The sequence below is a fragment of the Pedobacter sp. genome (assembly GCF_965249885.1).
Lineage (GTDB): Bacteria > Bacteroidota > Bacteroidia > Sphingobacteriales > Sphingobacteriaceae > Pedobacter.
This window is the reverse complement of the sequence record NZ_OZ252254.1, coordinates 2,087,634-2,104,996: the sequence shown is the minus strand read 5'-3', so window position 1 is coordinate 2,104,996 and position 17,363 is coordinate 2,087,634. Positions and strand designations below refer to the sequence as shown.

Below are 17,363 nucleotides of genomic sequence, written 5' to 3'. Positions count from 1 at the left end.
TTTAATAGCTTATTTGAAGTCCAATATTATAGGTCTTAAGAGGGGATGCAATTGAAGGGTTTTGTGTTTCTGGATCATACCCTTTAAAGTGATTGAAGGTCAGCAGGTTTTGGCCCTGAAGATATATGCGTAGATATTTAGCTCCAATTTTTTGACAAACCTTATTATCTAAAGCATAACTAATTGATAAATTCCTCAATCGAATGAAAGATTGATCGCTATAAGCGAAACTGCTGTTAGCCGTGTTACTTGCTTGCGTTCCTGCGTTTGCCGATGATATTTTAGGTAAATCAGTCATATCGCCAGAGGTTTTCCATCGCTCATTCAAAAATTCTGGAATGTTACGCATAGTACCCGCAGGGATTGACACACCATAGAAATAGTAGATTGGGTCTCTACCTAACTGTTTTTTAAAATCGAAAAACAATTGTACCTCAAACCCGTCGCAAGTGAAGGTGTTTTGCCACCCACCATAAAATTTAGGATCAAGATTGCCATTTATTTGGTAATCCAAAACGTTTAAAGAATTGTCGTTGTTAGCATCTAAGAATTGTAATAAACCTGTCTGCGTATTAACGCCAAGTGCTTTGTAATTATAGATGCTATTTAGGGATTGTCCAACAACGAACGCACTGTTGTAAGCCGAAGTTTGGATTCCAGGGAATGACCGCAAGACATTCTTAGGAAATGTTAAGTTTAAGTTGCTGCTCCAATGGAATTTTCCTTTTGTTATTGATCCTGATAAAGTAAGTTCCCAACCTTTATTTTCAACCTCTGCTGGAAAATTTGCAAGTACTGATGTAAAGCCGGTTATTGCAGGAATTTTGTAGCTTACCAATTGGTTTCCACTTCTATTTTGAAAATAGCCAACTGATAAGAGAACTTTATCTTTCAGCAAACCTAGATCTATCGCCGCTTCTAATTTTCTATTCCTTTCCCAAGCGTAATCGGCATTATAAAGGTTTGAAGGTACTAAGCCAGTGGAACCAGCATAGTTATTAGAGGGTGCGTTCCATGTTTCGACAAATTGGTAATCGCCAATTTGATCGTTTCCAGTTACACCATAACTTCCTCTGATTTTCCCAAAACTTAAAAAAGGAATGTCATTAAACCATTTTTCGGAGGAGAAGATCCAAGCAGCACCAATTGCACCAAAGTTGGCAAACTGTTTTCCTGGTCCAAAACGGCTGCTACCATCACGTCTACCAGTGAAATTGATCAAATACTTGTCTTTTAAATTGTAATTAATTCTTCCGAAGACTGCATTGTATCTATACAAGGACGAGGCACTTGTTGCATCAATAACGGCTGCCGCATCAAAGTTCTCCAGTAGGGCTTCGCTACTGTATCCGGTCCCAGAGACAGATAAACGGTCGTTACCTCTTGAAAGAAAGGTCATTCCAACCAAAGCGCTTAATTTGCCTTTCCAAATCTGCCCCGTATAATCCAATTGTGGTTCGATATTCCAATTTGTGAACTGGTTTTTTGCAAAATCGGCAGAGTGACCTGGGGTTGTACTGGTAGGACTTTTGGCATCAGCAGGAGAAAGTGATTTTTCATTGGTAAACTGCTGGTTATATCCCATTAATACCTTCGCTGAAAATCCATTCCAAATTTTATAGGAAGCGTTCAAGCTTGCTGCAAGGTTGTTTGTGCGTATGGTGTAGGTTTCGCGTAAATATGCGTAAGGGTTTTGGAATGTTACACCGTTATAAGTCCATTGCAATTTTCCATTGGTATCAAAGAAATCTGGTGTATTCGGTGATAGAAAGGTGTTAAATGTCAAATCAGACGATGGAGCACGGTTTTCAACCGTAGTGAAGTTTCCAGAAAAGCTTACGTTAAAACGCTTATCATCGGAAGTATGGTTAATATTAGCCAACATGCTCCCACGTTGGTTAGGTAAGCTGCCCGGGAAAACGGAAGTTTCCCTGTAATATGTTCCGCTTAGTAGAAATTGAGTTGAACTACTTCCTCCAGATAAAGACAGATTTGCGTTAGATGTGTGACCCGTTCCCCCCAAAAATTCTCTTTGGTAATCGGTGTAACGGTTTTGGTCAAAGACTAAAAGGTCGGGGGCGTTACTTATCGTAGGATTCGTTGCAGCATTGGCAAAAGCTTCTTTGCGCATTGCGATATACTCTTCGGTATTTAGTAGAGGCAAAAGTTTTCCAACCTGTGCAATACCCTGGTTGAAGGTGGCACTAATTTGTGTTTTGCCAGCCTTACCTTTTTTTGTAGTAATTAGTACTACTCCATTTGCGCCACGACTACCGTAAATAGCTGTCGCGTCGGCATCCTTTAGAACTTCAATGCTTTCAATGTCTGTCGGATTGATGGTGTTGAATGGGCTAACTCCTGAACCTTGATTGAAATTATTGATTGCTGAGTTCAGCATTTGCACATTTTCGTTTGCTGCGGCAAATGGAATTCCGTCAATCAAAATTAGTGGCTGTGATCCCTGGGCAATGGAGTTGCGTCCACGTATCTGAACGCTAAAGGAAGAACCCGGTACGCCAGATTGTTGCGTAACCACCAAACCCGGCACGCGGCCAATCATTGCCGCCAATGGATTGGATACGGGTTGGTTGGCAATATCCTTTGCAGATATGGTTCCTACGGAACCGGTGTTTAACCTACGGGTGGTTGTACCATAGGCAATCACCTGTACCTGATCCAGTTGTCCGGACATTTCCACAAGGGTAACGTTAATTACAGGGCTACGCTGCACTTCTTGTTCTACAGTAGTGTAGCCTAAAAATGAAAAAACCAACACTTGTGTTGTATTGGCGTTAATGGTGAAGTTTCCTTTGCTGTCGGTTGCAGTTTGTCGGCTGGTGCCTTTAACTGTTACCGTAACGCCCGGCAAAGGATCGCCCCGTTCATTCGTGACCTTTCCAGTAATGTTTTGCTGTACTTCAGAGTTTGGTTTTATCCCCGGCTTTTCGGTAACTACAATGGTTTTCTCCACTATCTCGTAGGAGAGGGGCTGGTCTTTAAAAATTTGCTCCAGTGCCTCTTTTAATTGAGTACCGTTAAGTTTTAGGGTTACCGTGTTGCCTTTGGCTATGCTGTTGTTTTTGTAAAAAAATTGGAAGCCTGTTTGCTTGCTTACTGTTTGCAGCACCGTTTTTAAAGGCGTATTTTTTGCATTAAGGTTAATGTTTTGCGCAAGCACATTATTAGCGGTAACCTGCAAACAGGCAAGAACAATGGCCAATATGGTTAAGTGGATGCGCATAAGAGTTCGTTTGAATGCCAGTGATAATGGCAATGGTGAAGCTTTAGCCTTGGACGAGCCATGCCGCAAGCTTTGAAAAAAATTCATAACTTCGTTCGGGTTTAGTTGAAAAATCTGTGTAGTAACGGTTTAGATAGCTTACCCTTATGGCTGGCCACGTCTGCAAACGGTGCCAGCCTTTTTTTATGGGCTTATTAACTACCTAAAAATTAAAAAATACGTGTTTTACTTCATCAAGTGTGAATCTCCTTTCGTCTCATTTGGTTTATTGGTATGTTAGTTAGTCAAATTACGGTTCAATAATCAGTTTGCGGCTGTTGCGCGCTGCCACTAGTTTGGTTTTTACCCCGGTAAGTTGCAGTATGCGCAACATGGCTGATAGGTTTGATGTTCTGGCAACACTTCCCGTAAACAACTCCTGTGTTGGCTTTCCGTTGTACTGTATGTCCACATCGTACCATCTGGATACTTCTGCAAGTACGGTCTGCAATGGTGCATCACGGAAGAAGAGCATGCCGTTTTTCCAGGCCAAGGCACTTTCCATGTCGGCACTTGAAACTTCCAATCCGCCATTGAACAACACGCTTTGTTGTCCTGGGCTGATGGTTTGAGATTGCTTCGTTCCCCGCAATGAAGATACACGTACGGAGCCTTCTTCAAGAGTGGTTATCGTTCTATCGGCTTGATAAGTGTTCACGTTGAAATGCGTTCCCAAAACCTTGATCTGTTGATCGGCGGTTTCAACTATAAATGGATGTTTTGCATCTTTTGTTACCTCAAAATAAGCTTCGCCGGTTAGCACTACCCTACGTTCGGCACCTGTAAAGCGTGTAGGATATTCAATTTTGGTCGCAGCGTTTAACCGAACTTTGGTGCCATCGGGCAGCTGTAATTGATACTCACCGCCACGAGGTATGCTAACAACGTTGTTTTGTACCTCATCACTGCCCGGAGCTTGGTCCTGGTAAATCAATTCGCCATTGCTGGTTTTGCTGATCACGGTACCTGCTACTTTGGCAAGTTGCCCGGTGTTGGCATTGTCCAGTACAATGGTTCTGCCATCGGCTAATGTTAATGTTGCCCGTTTTCCTCCGGGTGCAACATCGCTAATCACCTGCGCATGCTCATTTGTGGTGCTGATCATGTCTCTACTGTTGTACTTGTATACAAAGTATAACGATCCGGCTAAGGCGGCGGCGGCGGCAATCCACGGATACCAAAGTTTAAGTATGCTTCGGCGTTGTTTGCTGTTAATTTGTTTGTTGATACGTTCGAGCAAATTTTCGGTTGGCTCATGCAATTGATCCAAATTACTTGGCACTGGTGCATCAAGGTACTTTTCGGTAAGTTTGGAGAGCAAAGTTCGGTCAGCTTTTTCCAGTTCCAGAAAAAGTTCATCCAATTCAGCTTTTGTAATTTTGCCGGACTGGTGTTTGCCGAATAGTTCTTCAATTCTTTCCATGTCAAATACCCTGTTTTTTGATAAGACAATCCCCAAAGGGAAACTGACTATCGGGATTTTAAAAAAAAGTGCCAGCGGCCTGAACCGCTGGCGGAGCGTTATTTACTAATCTCTGTACTCGTACTCAAAAGTAAGCGAACCTGTTGCCTCGTAGGCGCCAGCTGCGTTGGTACCGACAATAATGTTGTTGTTCAGCTTTAGCCATTTTGTAGACTGATCTCTGTGTGGGGGAACAATCAAGGCAATTTGCAGCATATTCCTAAAGCAAATGCCGCAGTTGTAACCGTAGTTACTGGCTGCCGAGCTGCTAGTTCCGCTTAGGAAGGTGGCTTGATCTGTAGAAAGGTTAAAATTGTCGGAAACCCAGGTTTTAAAGCTAGATTCTACTGCCGAAGCTTCGGCAAGGCGGTTGGTTGTGGTCATCGCATAGATTTCCGCAATCTTGGCGGCAACGCCGTCAGGTGTCAAGTTTTGTTTCATAATGATTTAATGATAAAAATGTCTACACGGCGGGCCCATCCGTTTGGTGATAAGACAAGCGTGAAAACAAAACTGACTATCGGTTAATCAAAAATAAATTAAGGGTATGTTGCAACACTCTGGGAGCGGGTTACAATTGTTGAAGGACAATGAGCAAAGCCAACGGAGCCAGTACTTTTCCTGATCTTTCGAAATGTGCCTTAACGGCACTTACAGCTTTTGTAAGGTGGTTGTGTACCGTATTGGAACTTACGTTCATGAGTTCGGCGGCTTCCTGATAACTGCGTCCCTCAATTTTACAAAGGATGAAGGCTTTCCGGCGCTGTTCGGGCAAAAGCGCTATGGCTTGGTCCAATAGTGTTTGCGTTTCGTTCAATTGAAGCAATTGCTGGGTACTATCGCTTATTTCTGAACTCACGGCTTGAACCTGTTCATATAATCGGCTTCGGGTTTTTAGGCTTTTGAAAAAGTTGATAGCCATGTGTTGAGCCATTCGGTACAAATAAGCTTCGAACGATTGGTGTATAATTATCTGCTCACGCTTTTCCCATACCTTGACAAACAGATCCTGGATGAGTTCTTCGGTTTCCTCAGTGTTTTTGACCATGCGTAACAAGCGCCAATAAAGTGGTTTTGCATGCAAGCGGTAAAGTGTATTGAATGCCGCACGATCTCCTCTTCTCAAAAGCTCAAGTAGTTCTTGTTCGTTGCTATGGGAATCGGTTAGTGGCATTAGGTCAGTTGGTTAACTCAAAGTTAACGATTAACTTTTTTAAAATGAAATAAGCTTAAAAGTCCCGATAGTGTTATATGCAAAAAGAGGCCCATACGGACCTCTTTTCGTTTACTGTGCTTATGGCAAAAGCTTGTTCAGTAACTTATGGTGATAAAAGTAATGTAAAAAACAATACTGCACGCATTTGTAACTAAATTTCTCAAATAAGAGAAGATAGGTAACATTGCAAACTTCGGAGAGCGAACAATTTGTTATCTGCTGAAGCTGAACCCCAAATAGACCGCTGCTACAAAACCTATATAACCGTCATGGCTTTTTGATGTGTGGCCGTAATCTCCGCTTATTGTCTCGGTTTTGCTGGTATACGACGACGACAGATAGCCTACACCGATATGAGAACCCAGATAGAACACTTTTGATAACCTGAATTTTACGCCGTATCCCACATTCAGTGCCAGGTTGTCGAATGCTTCGGACCTCCTTGTGGGCTGTGGGATAGTATAAGGAGTTCCGGAATAGATAAAGCTGTCGTAGGCATTGTACTCGTGAAAGTAGCCCAGGTTGAACAGTACATAGGAACTGAACCAGTGTTCGTCACCTGCCAGATAGCAACGGTAATTAAATTCAAGCCCCAAGTTTTTTTGATCGGCGTTGAATGAGCGACCTACCCGGAACTGCGGTCCCAGATCAAATTGGTGCTTACTGTATTTCAGCGTGAAAAGTACTGCGGTAGGGAATCCGTACCTGGTCAGTGATTGGTTTATCGAGATACCATAACCGATCTTCTCTTTATACCTTACGCTGTCGCTTTTGTTTTGGGCAGAACTCAGCGCTGCATCGTTTTGGGAGCAACCAAGTAATGGCAGTAGAGCGCAGATGATGGTTGCAATTCTATTTCTCATATTTTAAAGTTTGATTGGGTTCAACTAAATCTACGGTAAACCAAATGAAAGGTTTTCTTTTGTTCCTCCCAGAGGTGAATCCACTCGCCGTAATATAAAAAATGGCATTTTATGCGGCGGAATACCTGTCTATGGTTATCTCCCGGACTGACATACAGCACAACATAATCGCCTTTCTTAACTACACAGCTTGGAAATATGTAGAAAAGGTAGTCGCCTTGGTAAAGATAGTGTCCTCTCAGATTTCCATTTTTGGTTACTTCGAAGCAAATGCGCTGTTTAGCTAAAGTGCCAATGTCCAGCATATCGGTTAATTGCAGCAACACTGGTTTAGGATTTCAATTGTTTTCTTCTTTCCATCAGCCCAACTAAAATCTCTCCGGCGAGCACATTGATTTTTTCAGTGTCAGCGATGTCTATATCTAGTATCCGCTCTATCTGATCCTCGTACCAGTCCCTGTTGTGCGTGTATTGCAGTTCGGTATTGATACCAACAAGCGGAAAAACGGTCCTGTACAAATTTGGCTCGAACATCGACATATCAATGCCCGCGTTGATGTAGCTTTGCAGTAATTTCCTGCATTTAAGTTCTGCTACAATAGCAGATATTATGGCCTCAAAAAATGGTTCGACTACATTTTGTTTCATCGTGGATAGTACATTGTTAGATCAACCACCCGTATAAGTTTGTCGGGTGGTGTACGATCTCATTTGTTACTTGGCTGTTAAAACATCCAATTTTAATACTTCTGCGATAACCTCGCTGGTTACATCCGTACCGCCGGCGAAAAGTGCTGATTCCTGGTCTATGATGTACTGTAATCCCTTTTTGCTGGCTATGGTCTGCACGGCATCCTTGACGAGCTTGTAGGTGCTTTCGTTCAGTGCCGCATTCATTTTTTGCAGGTTTCCATCCAGTTCCTGCTGGCGGTCCTGTAAGTTCTGTTGCATTTTTTGGATTCGGCTTTCTTCATATTGGTTCACGGTTGCGGACTTATCTGCCTTACTGCCCATATAATCGTTATAAGCTTTTTGCAACTGTTTGTCCAGTTCGATCAATTCGGCTTCGCTCTGCTTAGTGATTTCCTGGATTTCCTTCAGGGCTTTCTTTCGTGAGGGAATGGTATCAACTACTGTTCTGGTGTTGACATGACCAATTTTTGTTTGGGCTAAAGCTGTGTTCCCCCCAACGCAAAGCAGGAGGAATAAAAATATAGTTAACTGTTTTTTCATTTTGAATTGTTTTTTAATTATTGTTTTTCCAACGATCTGCTTGCGACATTGAAACCATCTATTTGTATGGAGTAAGTATATTTTCCAGGGGATAAAGCGGGCAATTCCACCTGACCGTGTCCTCGTTCGTTTAATATCCACTTTTCAACTAGTTTTCCGTACGTATCGTAAAGGTTCAGTCCTGCTTTTCGTATGTTTGGGTGGACATAGAAACGGATGATGGCATGATCTTTAAATGGGTTGGGAGTATTCTGATACAGAAGAACTGCACTTGTATCGACAGCGATATTAACTTCTTTAGAATTACGTACTACATCAATTGCCGTCAGTTCCTGTTTTTCATAAATGATGTAATCTGTACCATTTTTAGTGGCTACCACCCTTTGAGCATTTTCGACATCGAACGAACTTCGTTCAATATTTTGAGCAAAAGTGTTTGACGCAAGGAAAATGGTTATTCCATAAAATATTGTCTTCATAGGATTGAATTTAAATGTGATGTTTTAAATATGGTACCGGATCTAAAGTCCGATACCATACTGTCTTACGCAAGTTGTCAGGTGTAAAAATTATTGTTTCATCATTTTTTTGGTTGCTACTACCTGTCCGTCTGCTACGAGCGTATAGGTGTAAACACCTGTACTCAAATCGGAACCGAATACGGTAATGCTTCCCAGTCCTCTTTCGACCACTTCAACCGAGTTCATAAAGCGACCATTTCCATCATAGAAATGGATCTGTGCTTTTTTCACTGTCTCAGGGATGGAGAAGTTGATTACAGTTTGCTCAGCAAAAGGGTTCGGAACGTTCTGGTCGAGCACGATCGCATTGCGGTTGCTCAACGTTACGTTCAGGTTCTTGCGAACCTCTTCCTGCGCTGCTGGTGTGTTCGCCTGGATCGCACTATGGCTCAACTGGCACAAATAAGGCAGGATACCAGATAAACAGTTCTCCAATTGGGTCAAACGGTTGTTCAGATCGTCAATGGTTGTTTGTTGTGCGTTGATCGTGGAATCCTGTTCGGCGTTCTCCGTAACCAAAACATCAATAATCGAATCTTTGCTTTCAACTTCACTGTTCAATTCTTCGATTGCCTCCGCCAAAATAGGAACTACCTTTTCGTACTTCACATGCAACAAGCTATCGTCAGCCTCGAAAGTTAATCGTGGGTCGATGGTCTGGATTTCCTGTGCAATAAATCCTACCTGGTTTAAGCTGTCCAAACCAAGTTCATGGTGAACAGTGTGGTCCCAATCATAGGAAACACCACGCATAGCCAGCACTTTGTCGAGCGAACCAGTCAAATTCTGTACGTTGGTTTTGATAGATTCGTCGGAAAGGGAAATCGCATCTACCTTTTTGTTCAGTTCAATGATCGCAGCAGTGTTGATAGAAATGAATCCGTTATAGTTCAGTGCCTTGTAAGTTACTGCCGAGTCGATCGGATTTCCAAGGGAATCAATAGATGATGGATGATAGCTCTCGTAGACCAAGCTAGGGAAAACATTGGCAACATCCTGTGCAATGTATCCGTACTGCAAATGGTTGTCAAAATTCATCTGTGGGTAGTGGGTAGTATCCATCGTGTAACTTACTGGCTTCAACAATTGGATCAATTTAAGGGTGCTGTTCAACCTGTTGACATTGCTCTTGAACATTGAATCAGAAGTCTGTACATAAGACGCCGTTGTTTGGATAAGTCCATCAAAATAGCCTGCACGAGCAAAACCTCCACCGGTAGCGGAACCGTAGACACCGTACGCTATACCGACCGATGAATTATTGTCGGCATGACCCACTACACCATACGACGCAAAAGGGTCATTTGCTCTAAAGTAGCCACCATAGCTGCTTGATGCGCTAGCATAGCTGCCCCTCCAGGCATATCCTTTAGCACCGAAGTTCAGCGCTGCGTTGCGACCTTCGAACGATCCACCTGTATTGCTTATTCTTTGGATGAACTGGTTTCCCTGGGCGATGCCAAATGCACCGATATATTCCGTTCCCTGAACTGTTCCTATGTCACGGTTATCGGCGTGCGAAGCAATCGTTGAAATGGAAAGCGTCGTGATTTCTTTCTGATAGACGTTAAATTTAGCAGGAAGCGGTGTACTGCAATTATACCCAACTGCAACCTTATTTACGGTTGTATTGGTAGTAGGGGTCAAATTGCTGAAATAAAAATTCTGTGCGTTGAGGTTAATTCGCGTTGGAGCAAACAAAGCTCCCGCTGTAGCTGGCGCACCACAAATAGCTCCGATACTTGGCAATGGTTGCCAGGTTCCGTCCCCAGCAAGGTACTGTTGGGTACTTCCAGAGAATCCAAGCTTAGATAGGGTAAGGTCGTTCACATTTGCTGCGTTGATCTGTCCAAGCATCAGGAATTGACCTCCAGTAGTTGAAACGTTACGGAAACGGGCGTTGCCGTTTACGTCAAGCCTTTGCGTAGGCTGGTTTGGATAACTCAGTCCAATGGCAACATTTCCTGCACCGGAAAAGATCATATTGTTCCCACCTAACTGAACTTGTCGGTTCGTGGTGAAAGGAGTACTGGTACCTGGAGTTCCGATATACTCGTCTCCCAATCGGATAATGCTTCCCGGGTTTCTGGATGTACCGTTATCGGCAAAGAAGATAGCCCCACCTGCTGGACCTTGTGGACCCACTGGACCTTGCGGACCTTGTGGGCCAGTTAAGCCAATCGGCCCCTGTGGACCTGCCGGACCTGTTGCTCCTGTTGGACCTGTCGGACCAGTGGGACCTGTTGCACCGATTGGCCCCTGAATACCTGCGCAGTCGCCAGGGCTTGGACCGCCGCTACCATCAAGATCTTCGGTCGCAATGTCGAAAATTCCATCCTCATTAAGATCCCAACAATCAAGCCCGTCAGATGTCCTGTTAACATAGATCACGTCACCATTACTATTGACCGCAAGTACACCGAGTCCTGGATTATTCGTAACCGGAGAGGTCGTATTCAAGTTCGTAAAGCGAAGTCCCGAACTACCGCCCGCGACATTGGTTGCACCCCAGGAGTTTACTTCCACAGTTGCTGTTGGTGTTTGGCTATTTGCAGCAGGTCCATACAGGTTCGCATTTGGATCGCCACCGATCCCGGTATACACACCGTCAGTTGCAGTAGGCGTCATTCTCATTGCCTCCAGACCGTCCGCTGTTCCTGCTTCGCCCGAGGCTCCATCGTTTGTGGTAAAAATATACCGCATATCAGAGTATCCCACGCTACCCCAGGCCAAAGTTCCAATATTCGTTCCATCGAAAACTCCCAGGTACGTGTGTGCTTCGGGTGCAGAGGCGTAAGTTCCCATATCCATCCAGGAGCGCCAGCTGTTAGGCCCATTGAATCCCAGGTGGAGCAAACTTCTTGGTTGGGTCAGGGAGGTTGAACCGAGATAGCTAATGGCAACACGGGTAACGTTTGGAGAGCTGATACTTGACGCATAAGCAAAACCTTCGGTATTGATCAATGCTCCACGGCTGGTGATACGCATCCGTTCTCCAGTTGCAGTTGAACCGCCACTACCGGACCATGCGGTCTGGATGATGAAAGGTGTATGTTCCTGCCATTGCAGGTATCCGTGCTGGCGACTACCCGTAGGTGCTACAAAGTTCTGCAGTCCTATCTTCAAACCGTCTGTTCCTGTCTGCCCGGTACCAGGGAGGCCACCGCCTCCAATATTCGAAATTTGCACAAAAGTGGCCAGACCACTTTCAGCATTGATATGCATACGGTTCTGTGGTTTGTTTACGTCCGTAAACAATGGACCCACACCGATATATCCTGCCGGGAAACTAAGTTCATTCATTGGCCCGGACGCCGTCATACGCATCATTTCATAGCCATTCTGTGAATTCCCAAGTAGTGGCTGAACAGCACCGGGAAGCGTATTCTGCGTTGTTCCGAACAGGAAACGAAGGTTATCAGGTCCATCCGTACCTCCGGCATCGTCGCTCCAGTAAACCACAGCATCGCTACGGTTGGTACCTTCGGGCTTCATCCCAACGTACATCGCATCTGAATTTTCGCGGGATAGCACCCCGGTTTTCATCCATCCACGAAACTGGCCACCATTAAAAATTGTGTTGTTCGGCCCTTCCAGGTGGAGCATCGTCAATGGTGATTCAGTAGCGAAATAGTTATTGAAGCCAATTCCCAAATGGCCTCTGACATCAACCATATAGTTCGTACCGAGGTAGTTGAGCAGTTCATCCCCATTGAGGCGCATTCGGGTTGTGTTGTTTGTCCTAAAAAACAATGGATTTACTCCATTTGTTGCATTCCAGCCCAAAAATTTGGCAGCTGTATAGTTGTTGCCGGTTACACCAGCATCTGAACTTTGTGAATGTAGTATTGGAGACATCAAAAGTGCTCCAAGTGTAATTAGAAATATTTTTTTTATCATAATAAGATGTTTCTTTCATCTTATTAATTGTACAAAACCCGTTTTTACTTCGACCTTACCAACAATTTTGTAAAAATATACGCCATCATTACAATTACTTCCGTTAATATCCCTTCCATCCCAACTAATGATATTCGACTTGGACACGCCATTAAAAATAGTTGACCCCCATCGATTTAAGATGTAAAATTCAGTATCTGAAGGGGATTTAACTTCCCAGGTGTCGTTTATACCGTCATTATTGGGCGTTAATACATTTGGTATAATACCAAAAGACATTTCATAGACACTGATGTCATCTATATAATAATAGCCGAAATCGGCTTGTAGGGGATTAAAAAGTTCAATTTGGGAACTATTGTCATCAAAGAATAAGCCAATCGTAAGATACTTTTCCCCACCTTGGGCGATGTAACTTATCTTTACTTCAACCCAATCAGTCGTGTCGCATAGTGCAGAGTTGGTAGGAAAAACTTGTATAGGCAAGAAAGGAATCGGAGTTCCATAAGGCCCACCAATCGCCGTATTTGAAAAGGCAATTCCAAGATTTTTTATACAGTATCTGGAACTTTCAGCTAAACTGAAGAATCCGCTAAAAATGTATTCCTTTTGAGCCGTTAATTCAGAGAGCAACTGAGTTTGGATGTACTCTCTTTGATTCTCGTTGATATTCTCAAAGCCGCTAACGATACCACAATATCCATTCCCAGAATGAGCATTTTGATACCCTACAGTATTCATAGGGACGGAAACAGCAGACAAACCGCAACTATTAAAGTAGTCACTTGAACCACCCGTCGCTGGTATCCAATCTGAAACGGTGAAATCAGCAAGCCCCGAAGGACAGCTTTGGAACTCTTCGAAACTTCCATTCGGCACTAAATTCTCCTGCGCAGTAACAAACTGAAGGTAAAAAAGTAATATAATATGTAAAAAAGGTTTTATCAATCAATAAGTTTGTTATAAAAGTAATCGTTTGTTTCTATCCGAAATCGCTTCGGACAGGGAAACTCGACACATTCCGTAGACGAGCCTCCGTTAAAAAGGTTGGATTATTTTCCCATAGATTGTGAATTATTAGTGGAACAAAATAGTGATCGTTCAATGTCCATTCGGGTAATGGACTTCCGGAACTGTATGCATTCCACACACAGGCGTAGCATTCAGCTACGTGTTTCCGCCAATGAATAGATTTCTGTTTGGTCTTTAGTTTTTAGAGCGTTAATATGAGTTCAAATTTAGCTACGCAGTACATAAGCTATTTATGTTCTACGAATAAAGCGTGACAAGAATGTCAAGGATTTTGTAGTACTCTTCCAGGCTGACTGGAAGGAAAGCAAAGCGCGTTGTAAGCTGCTTCAGTAAATAAGATTTAGGCCGTTTGATGGCTTAATTCGAGATTAAAAATTTCTTATTTCCGTTAAAAGTATAAATTCTACTTATATATGGGTACATATATAAGGTTATTTTTAAAACCCTTTTTATATTATTTTGTTCAATGGCATCAAATGAAGACAAATTATTATTTGAATTACTGGGCAAACGTATTAAGGAATTGAGAACAAAGGCGGGTTATTCTAGCCAGGAAACTTTTGCCTATGATGCCGAAATTCCGAGATCGCTATATGGTCGATATGAAAAAGGCTCAAACATAACCGTTTCAAGCTTATATCGTATCTTGAAAGCTCATAAACTGTCTTTTGATGATTTTTTCTCCGAAGGATTTGACGAATTAAAGCAGGAATAAATTTCTTCTTTATATTCTGATTATCAAATTGGCATCGGCTCTTGGTGTCCACCCAAAAGATCTGCTTCTTTTTTGATCTTACTTCCATAAATAATATTTTACGCTTTAGATTAGTGTACCGGGAAACCCAAATGACAATTGATCGTTACTATTGTCACGCTTGAAGGGTTCCCCAGGTTAACCACTATTCACTGATGATAGCACAATCTGCTATCACTGACCGTTTGGATCAATGCAAACTTATGGGGCATAAATAGAATTTTATCATTTTACCGCCGTAGTTTGAACGTAATTTTAAGTGGAGCCCTCTACGGCGAACGTACGGCTATCGGTAAACATTGGCTAACAGAATGTTTTAGCGACATTAGCACCGACATTTAAAAAGGAGAAAATTTTTGTTTGAAATGTAATTTGGCTCTAGGGAGTACCATTAAAATTCTAATGATTTTACCGCCGTACGTTGGACGTATTTTTAACTAGAGCCGACTACGGCGACCCTACTATTCTAGATAAACAGCGGCTTGCAGGATGGTATGGCTTCGATTAATTTAATCTGCTAGTTCAAAGGGAGCAAATTTTTGTTTGAAATGTAGTGCACTGACGGTATTTGTCTTTCTATAGATTTCGGAAGCGTGTTTGGAAATGGTTTTCTGTGCTACGTATAGTATTTCTGCAATCTCTGAAAATGTTTTATCGCGAAGGATCAATGATGCCACTTCAAGTTGTCTCCTTGATAGTTCATACGAAAATATGTCTCGCGAATCTGTAAAAAAACCTATCCTTGTCAGTGCTTCATTTTCTTTTCTTTGCTCTAAGAATAGGCGATAGACGTATGCTCCAACTGTCAGCAGGAAAAGTACGTTGACTAATGAAATGTTAAGGCCGTGGTATCCAGTGATAACGGTAATTAAAGGATTGGCCGACATCAGCAATATGGCCGCATAACTGGAATAGATCATAACCTTTTTTTCTTTTGCTATCTTCACACCGTGGCGTTTTCTTAATTGTACTTCAAGTGAAATGCAGAAAGCAAGGGTTAAAATTATAGGCAGTGCGAGAAAAAGACCTTCTGCGATCCTGTAGTTTCCATCAAAGATATAGGTAACAAAAATAGCAGAGAGATAAGCTCCAATAATTATCGGTAACATAAATTTTCCACTAGCTTTCTTTTCTTCTTTTTTATTGAATTTGAAAGACAGGTAAAGTGTATAATAAAGTGCTAAAGCAATTCCACAGCCATTTGCCAGCACTAGTTGTAAACGAATGTCTATTGCCCCTGGTTCGAAAATGGTATAAAAGCTTACTGCATTGAATAGTAAAAATCCAGCTATCAGCAAGAGAAATCGCCAATCTGACCGTTTGTAGGTCTTTAGCATAAGATCAAAGAGGTGCCAAGATAATATTGCGCCTTGTAAGAATATGAATGTCAAGAGTGTATATCGCAAGGTAAAGTCGAGCATCGCAAACAGCGTTATAGATTTCGGCGGTAAAGTAAATTCATAAATTCGAAATACGCTACCGTATTTACCACATAAATTGCAAATACGATTACCGTATTTACCACATTAATTTCGAAACAGCGATAAAAAACCGCACAAGGGATTGTGCGGTTTTGTATTTTCAACTCACCAGTTTTAGGGTAATTTATAGATCATCGTGAACGTCAGTTCACCAGTTGCCGTCGGGTCTCCAACAAGTCCCGTCGTTAGTTTAGCCGTACTTTTCGATTCTACATATTTTGCATATGCGGGACTTGGCGAATCAGGATACACAAGGGTAATATTCAATTGGTACAGAAAGCAAAACCAGCATTGGTCACCGAAATATTGAGCCACCTGACCGTTCAACCCGTTCAGGTATACTTTTTGGTCGTTGGTCAATGTAAAATTATCGGTTACAAATTTTTTAAAATCAGTTTTCACGGCTGTTGCCTGTGCCGCTAGCCGAGCAGGTGGTAGTGCATAAAGATCAGCGATTAGTTGGCTCACGCCATTAGGTGTAAAAGCATAACTCATTAATAAAAAGTTTTAAATTGGACAATAGTAACAGTCTAAATATATAATCAAATTCTATATATTTTCGCTGTGGTAAAATAAATTACAATGAAATCTGCAAAATCTCGCTTTGGTATTGCTTTCCGCATAATCATATCAGCCCTTATAACCTTTTATTTAGGGATTCACGGAGATAAGCCAGATTTAATAGCTCGTGTAGTCACACAACCAAACTTTTATCTGTCTTTAGTGGCAAGTTTTCCGGTCACATTTGCAATTGTCTACTGGATTCATTGGATCTCGCTCGTTCTTGATGAAAATTATGACTGGCGTTTTAAGCTTTTTAAAAGGAGTCTTTTACAAGCATTGCTGGGATTAATCGTTCCAGTGTTGTTTGACCTTCTTTTTGTCACTGCCTATACACTATTCAACCCCGAACATTTTGATAGTAATGAATTCTTCAATATTGATTTGCCAATGATTGCGATTTTAATTGCATTCCTAAACGTGATTTATGCGGTACGGTCGTTATTGGCGGATCCAAGGGGAACAGCAGAACAGCAACCAATGAATTTAGATCAATCGCCTACTATTCTCGTTCATTACCGTAAAGTCACAAAGCGATTGGATGTCAAACAGGATATTTTGTACTTCTACTTGTCAAAACCGAAAGTTATGGTAGTTACCAATGAACGCGAATACTCTTTGGGCAAGGGAACAATTAACGAAATGGAGCAGCTTTACTGCTCTTTCGGGTTCTGCCGGATCAGCAGCCGAACGCTGGTGAATATGTCAATAGTAAAAGATCTCGTGCCAGCCACCACCCGTTACAATTCCAAACTCGAATTTTTTGACCCTTCGGTGATACCCGATCCGGATAGTGACGATCTCCTGGTTAAAGGTGAATATCGTGAAAAGGTAGACGCCCAACTGGCTAAACGCAATACCAATCAAAGTATTCCATTTCCAGCATAAACCTGCCTGCAAATCTGGTTACTTTTTTGCAAATCCGGTCACTATTTTGGATGTGTGTACTGGGATTAGCTTTTATTCTACCAATTTGTCTATTTGGTAAAGATACATTTGCTGAAAACAGCTATACATCTTCAAATGACACATAAGCTTCTTGCAATCGCCATTGCGTTTT

15 protein-coding genes are annotated in these 17,363 nt (G+C 42.3%); 2 read left to right on the top strand and 13 right to left on the bottom strand.

Annotated elements, in window-relative coordinates; all coding sequences use genetic code 11:
* Position 1 precedes the first annotated feature (1 nt).
* The 11 genes from ACY2A0_RS08915 to ACY2A0_RS08865 all read right to left on the bottom strand — a co-directional run bounded on the left by ACY2A0_RS08915 (position 2) and on the right by ACY2A0_RS08865 (position 13,423).
* Positions 2-3,328 carry a SusC/RagA family TonB-linked outer membrane protein gene (locus ACY2A0_RS08915; protein ID WP_461791373.1) on the bottom strand — a complete coding sequence of 1,109 codons (3,327 nt, stop codon included), beginning with the start codon at positions 3,326-3,328 and terminating at the stop codon, positions 2-4.
* 202 nt (positions 3,329-3,530) lie between these two features.
* Complete coding sequence (locus tag ACY2A0_RS08910; RefSeq protein ID WP_461791372.1) at positions 3,531-4,703, bottom strand: FecR family protein; 1,173 nt, start codon at positions 4,701-4,703, stop codon at positions 3,531-3,533.
* Positions 4,704-4,808: 105 nt separating this feature from the next.
* On the bottom strand, positions 4,809-5,183 hold the full coding sequence (locus ACY2A0_RS08905) for a hypothetical protein (protein WP_461791371.1): 375 nt from the start codon (positions 5,181-5,183) through the stop codon (positions 4,809-4,811).
* A 130-nt stretch (positions 5,184-5,313) separates the two neighbouring features.
* Positions 5,314-5,916 carry an RNA polymerase sigma factor gene (locus ACY2A0_RS08900; RefSeq protein WP_461791370.1) on the bottom strand — a complete coding sequence of 201 codons (603 nt, stop codon included), beginning with the start codon at positions 5,914-5,916 and terminating at the stop codon, positions 5,314-5,316.
* Between the two features lie 254 nt (positions 5,917-6,170).
* Positions 6,171-6,821 (bottom strand): hypothetical protein, encoded by a 651-nt coding sequence (locus tag ACY2A0_RS08895; protein ID WP_461791369.1) that lies wholly within the window; start codon positions 6,819-6,821, stop codon positions 6,171-6,173.
* 20 nt (positions 6,822-6,841) lie between these two features.
* Positions 6,842-7,147, bottom strand: a complete 306-nt coding sequence (locus tag ACY2A0_RS08890) for a hypothetical protein (protein ID WP_461791368.1) — start codon at positions 7,145-7,147, stop codon at positions 6,842-6,844.
* 4 nt (positions 7,148-7,151) lie between these two features.
* Entirely contained in the window at positions 7,152-7,469 is a 318-nt protein-coding gene (locus ACY2A0_RS08885; protein WP_461791367.1) for a hypothetical protein, read from the bottom strand.
* A gap of 66 nt (positions 7,470-7,535) precedes the next feature.
* Entirely contained in the window at positions 7,536-8,054 is a 519-nt protein-coding gene (locus tag ACY2A0_RS08880; RefSeq protein ID WP_461791366.1) for an OmpH/Skp family outer membrane protein, read from the bottom strand.
* A gap of 17 nt (positions 8,055-8,071) precedes the next feature.
* A complete protein-coding gene (locus ACY2A0_RS08875; protein WP_461791365.1) occupies positions 8,072-8,533 on the bottom strand; it encodes a hypothetical protein in 462 nt (153 codons plus the stop codon).
* A 90-nt stretch (positions 8,534-8,623) separates the two neighbouring features.
* Positions 8,624-12,475: a tail fiber domain-containing protein gene (locus tag ACY2A0_RS08870; protein ID WP_461791364.1), complete on the bottom strand. Its 3,852-nt coding sequence runs from the start codon at positions 12,473-12,475 to the stop codon at positions 8,624-8,626.
* 15 nt (positions 12,476-12,490) lie between these two features.
* Entirely contained in the window at positions 12,491-13,423 is a 933-nt protein-coding gene (locus ACY2A0_RS08865; RefSeq protein WP_461791363.1) for a T9SS type B sorting domain-containing protein, read from the bottom strand.
* Positions 13,424-13,973: 550 nt separating this feature from the next.
* Between ACY2A0_RS08865 and ACY2A0_RS08860 the strand changes: the two genes are divergently transcribed.
* Entirely contained in the window at positions 13,974-14,222 is a 249-nt protein-coding gene (locus ACY2A0_RS08860; RefSeq protein WP_461791362.1) for a helix-turn-helix domain-containing protein, read from the top strand.
* A 548-nt stretch (positions 14,223-14,770) separates the two neighbouring features.
* Here ACY2A0_RS08860 and ACY2A0_RS08855 read toward each other — a convergent pair.
* Both ACY2A0_RS08855 and ACY2A0_RS08850 read right to left on the bottom strand, forming a co-directional pair.
* Positions 14,771-15,652, bottom strand: coding sequence for a helix-turn-helix domain-containing protein (locus ACY2A0_RS08855; protein ID WP_461791361.1), 882 nt, complete (start codon positions 15,650-15,652; stop codon positions 14,771-14,773).
* 204 nt (positions 15,653-15,856) lie between these two features.
* Positions 15,857-16,210, bottom strand: a complete 354-nt coding sequence (locus ACY2A0_RS08850; RefSeq protein ID WP_461791360.1) for a hypothetical protein — start codon at positions 16,208-16,210, stop codon at positions 15,857-15,859.
* A gap of 114 nt (positions 16,211-16,324) precedes the next feature.
* Between ACY2A0_RS08850 and ACY2A0_RS08845 the strand changes: the two genes are divergently transcribed.
* On the top strand, positions 16,325-17,191 hold the full coding sequence (locus ACY2A0_RS08845; RefSeq protein WP_461791359.1) for a LytTR family DNA-binding domain-containing protein: 867 nt from the start codon (positions 16,325-16,327) through the stop codon (positions 17,189-17,191).
* The last annotated feature ends 172 nt before the right edge of the window (positions 17,192-17,363 follow it).

Coding starts and splice junctions, on each gene's coding strand:
- ACY2A0_RS08845 (WP_461791359.1), top strand. CDS start 16,325: ATGAAATCTGCAAAATCTCGCTTTGGTATTGCTTTCCGCATAATCATA.
- ACY2A0_RS08910 (WP_461791372.1), bottom strand. CDS start 4,703: ATGGAAAGAATTGAAGAACTATTCGGCAAACACCAGTCCGGCAAAATT.
- ACY2A0_RS08915 (WP_461791373.1), bottom strand. CDS start 3,328: ATGAATTTTTTTCAAAGCTTGCGGCATGGCTCGTCCAAGGCTAAAGCT.
- ACY2A0_RS08905 (WP_461791371.1), bottom strand. CDS start 5,183: ATGAAACAAAACTTGACACCTGACGGCGTTGCCGCCAAGATTGCGGAA.
- ACY2A0_RS08895 (WP_461791369.1), bottom strand. CDS start 6,821: ATGAGAAATAGAATTGCAACCATCATCTGCGCTCTACTGCCATTACTT.
- ACY2A0_RS08885 (WP_461791367.1), bottom strand. CDS start 7,469: ATGAAACAAAATGTAGTCGAACCATTTTTTGAGGCCATAATATCTGCT.
- ACY2A0_RS08900 (WP_461791370.1), bottom strand. CDS start 5,916: ATGCCACTAACCGATTCCCATAGCAACGAACAAGAACTACTTGAGCTT.
- ACY2A0_RS08860 (WP_461791362.1), top strand. CDS start 13,974: ATGGCATCAAATGAAGACAAATTATTATTTGAATTACTGGGCAAACGT.
- ACY2A0_RS08880 (WP_461791366.1), bottom strand. CDS start 8,054: ATGAAAAAACAGTTAACTATATTTTTATTCCTCCTGCTTTGCGTTGGG.
- ACY2A0_RS08870 (WP_461791364.1), bottom strand. CDS start 12,475: ATGATAAAAAAAATATTTCTAATTACACTTGGAGCACTTTTGATGTCT.
- ACY2A0_RS08875 (WP_461791365.1), bottom strand. CDS start 8,533: ATGAAGACAATATTTTATGGAATAACCATTTTCCTTGCGTCAAACACT.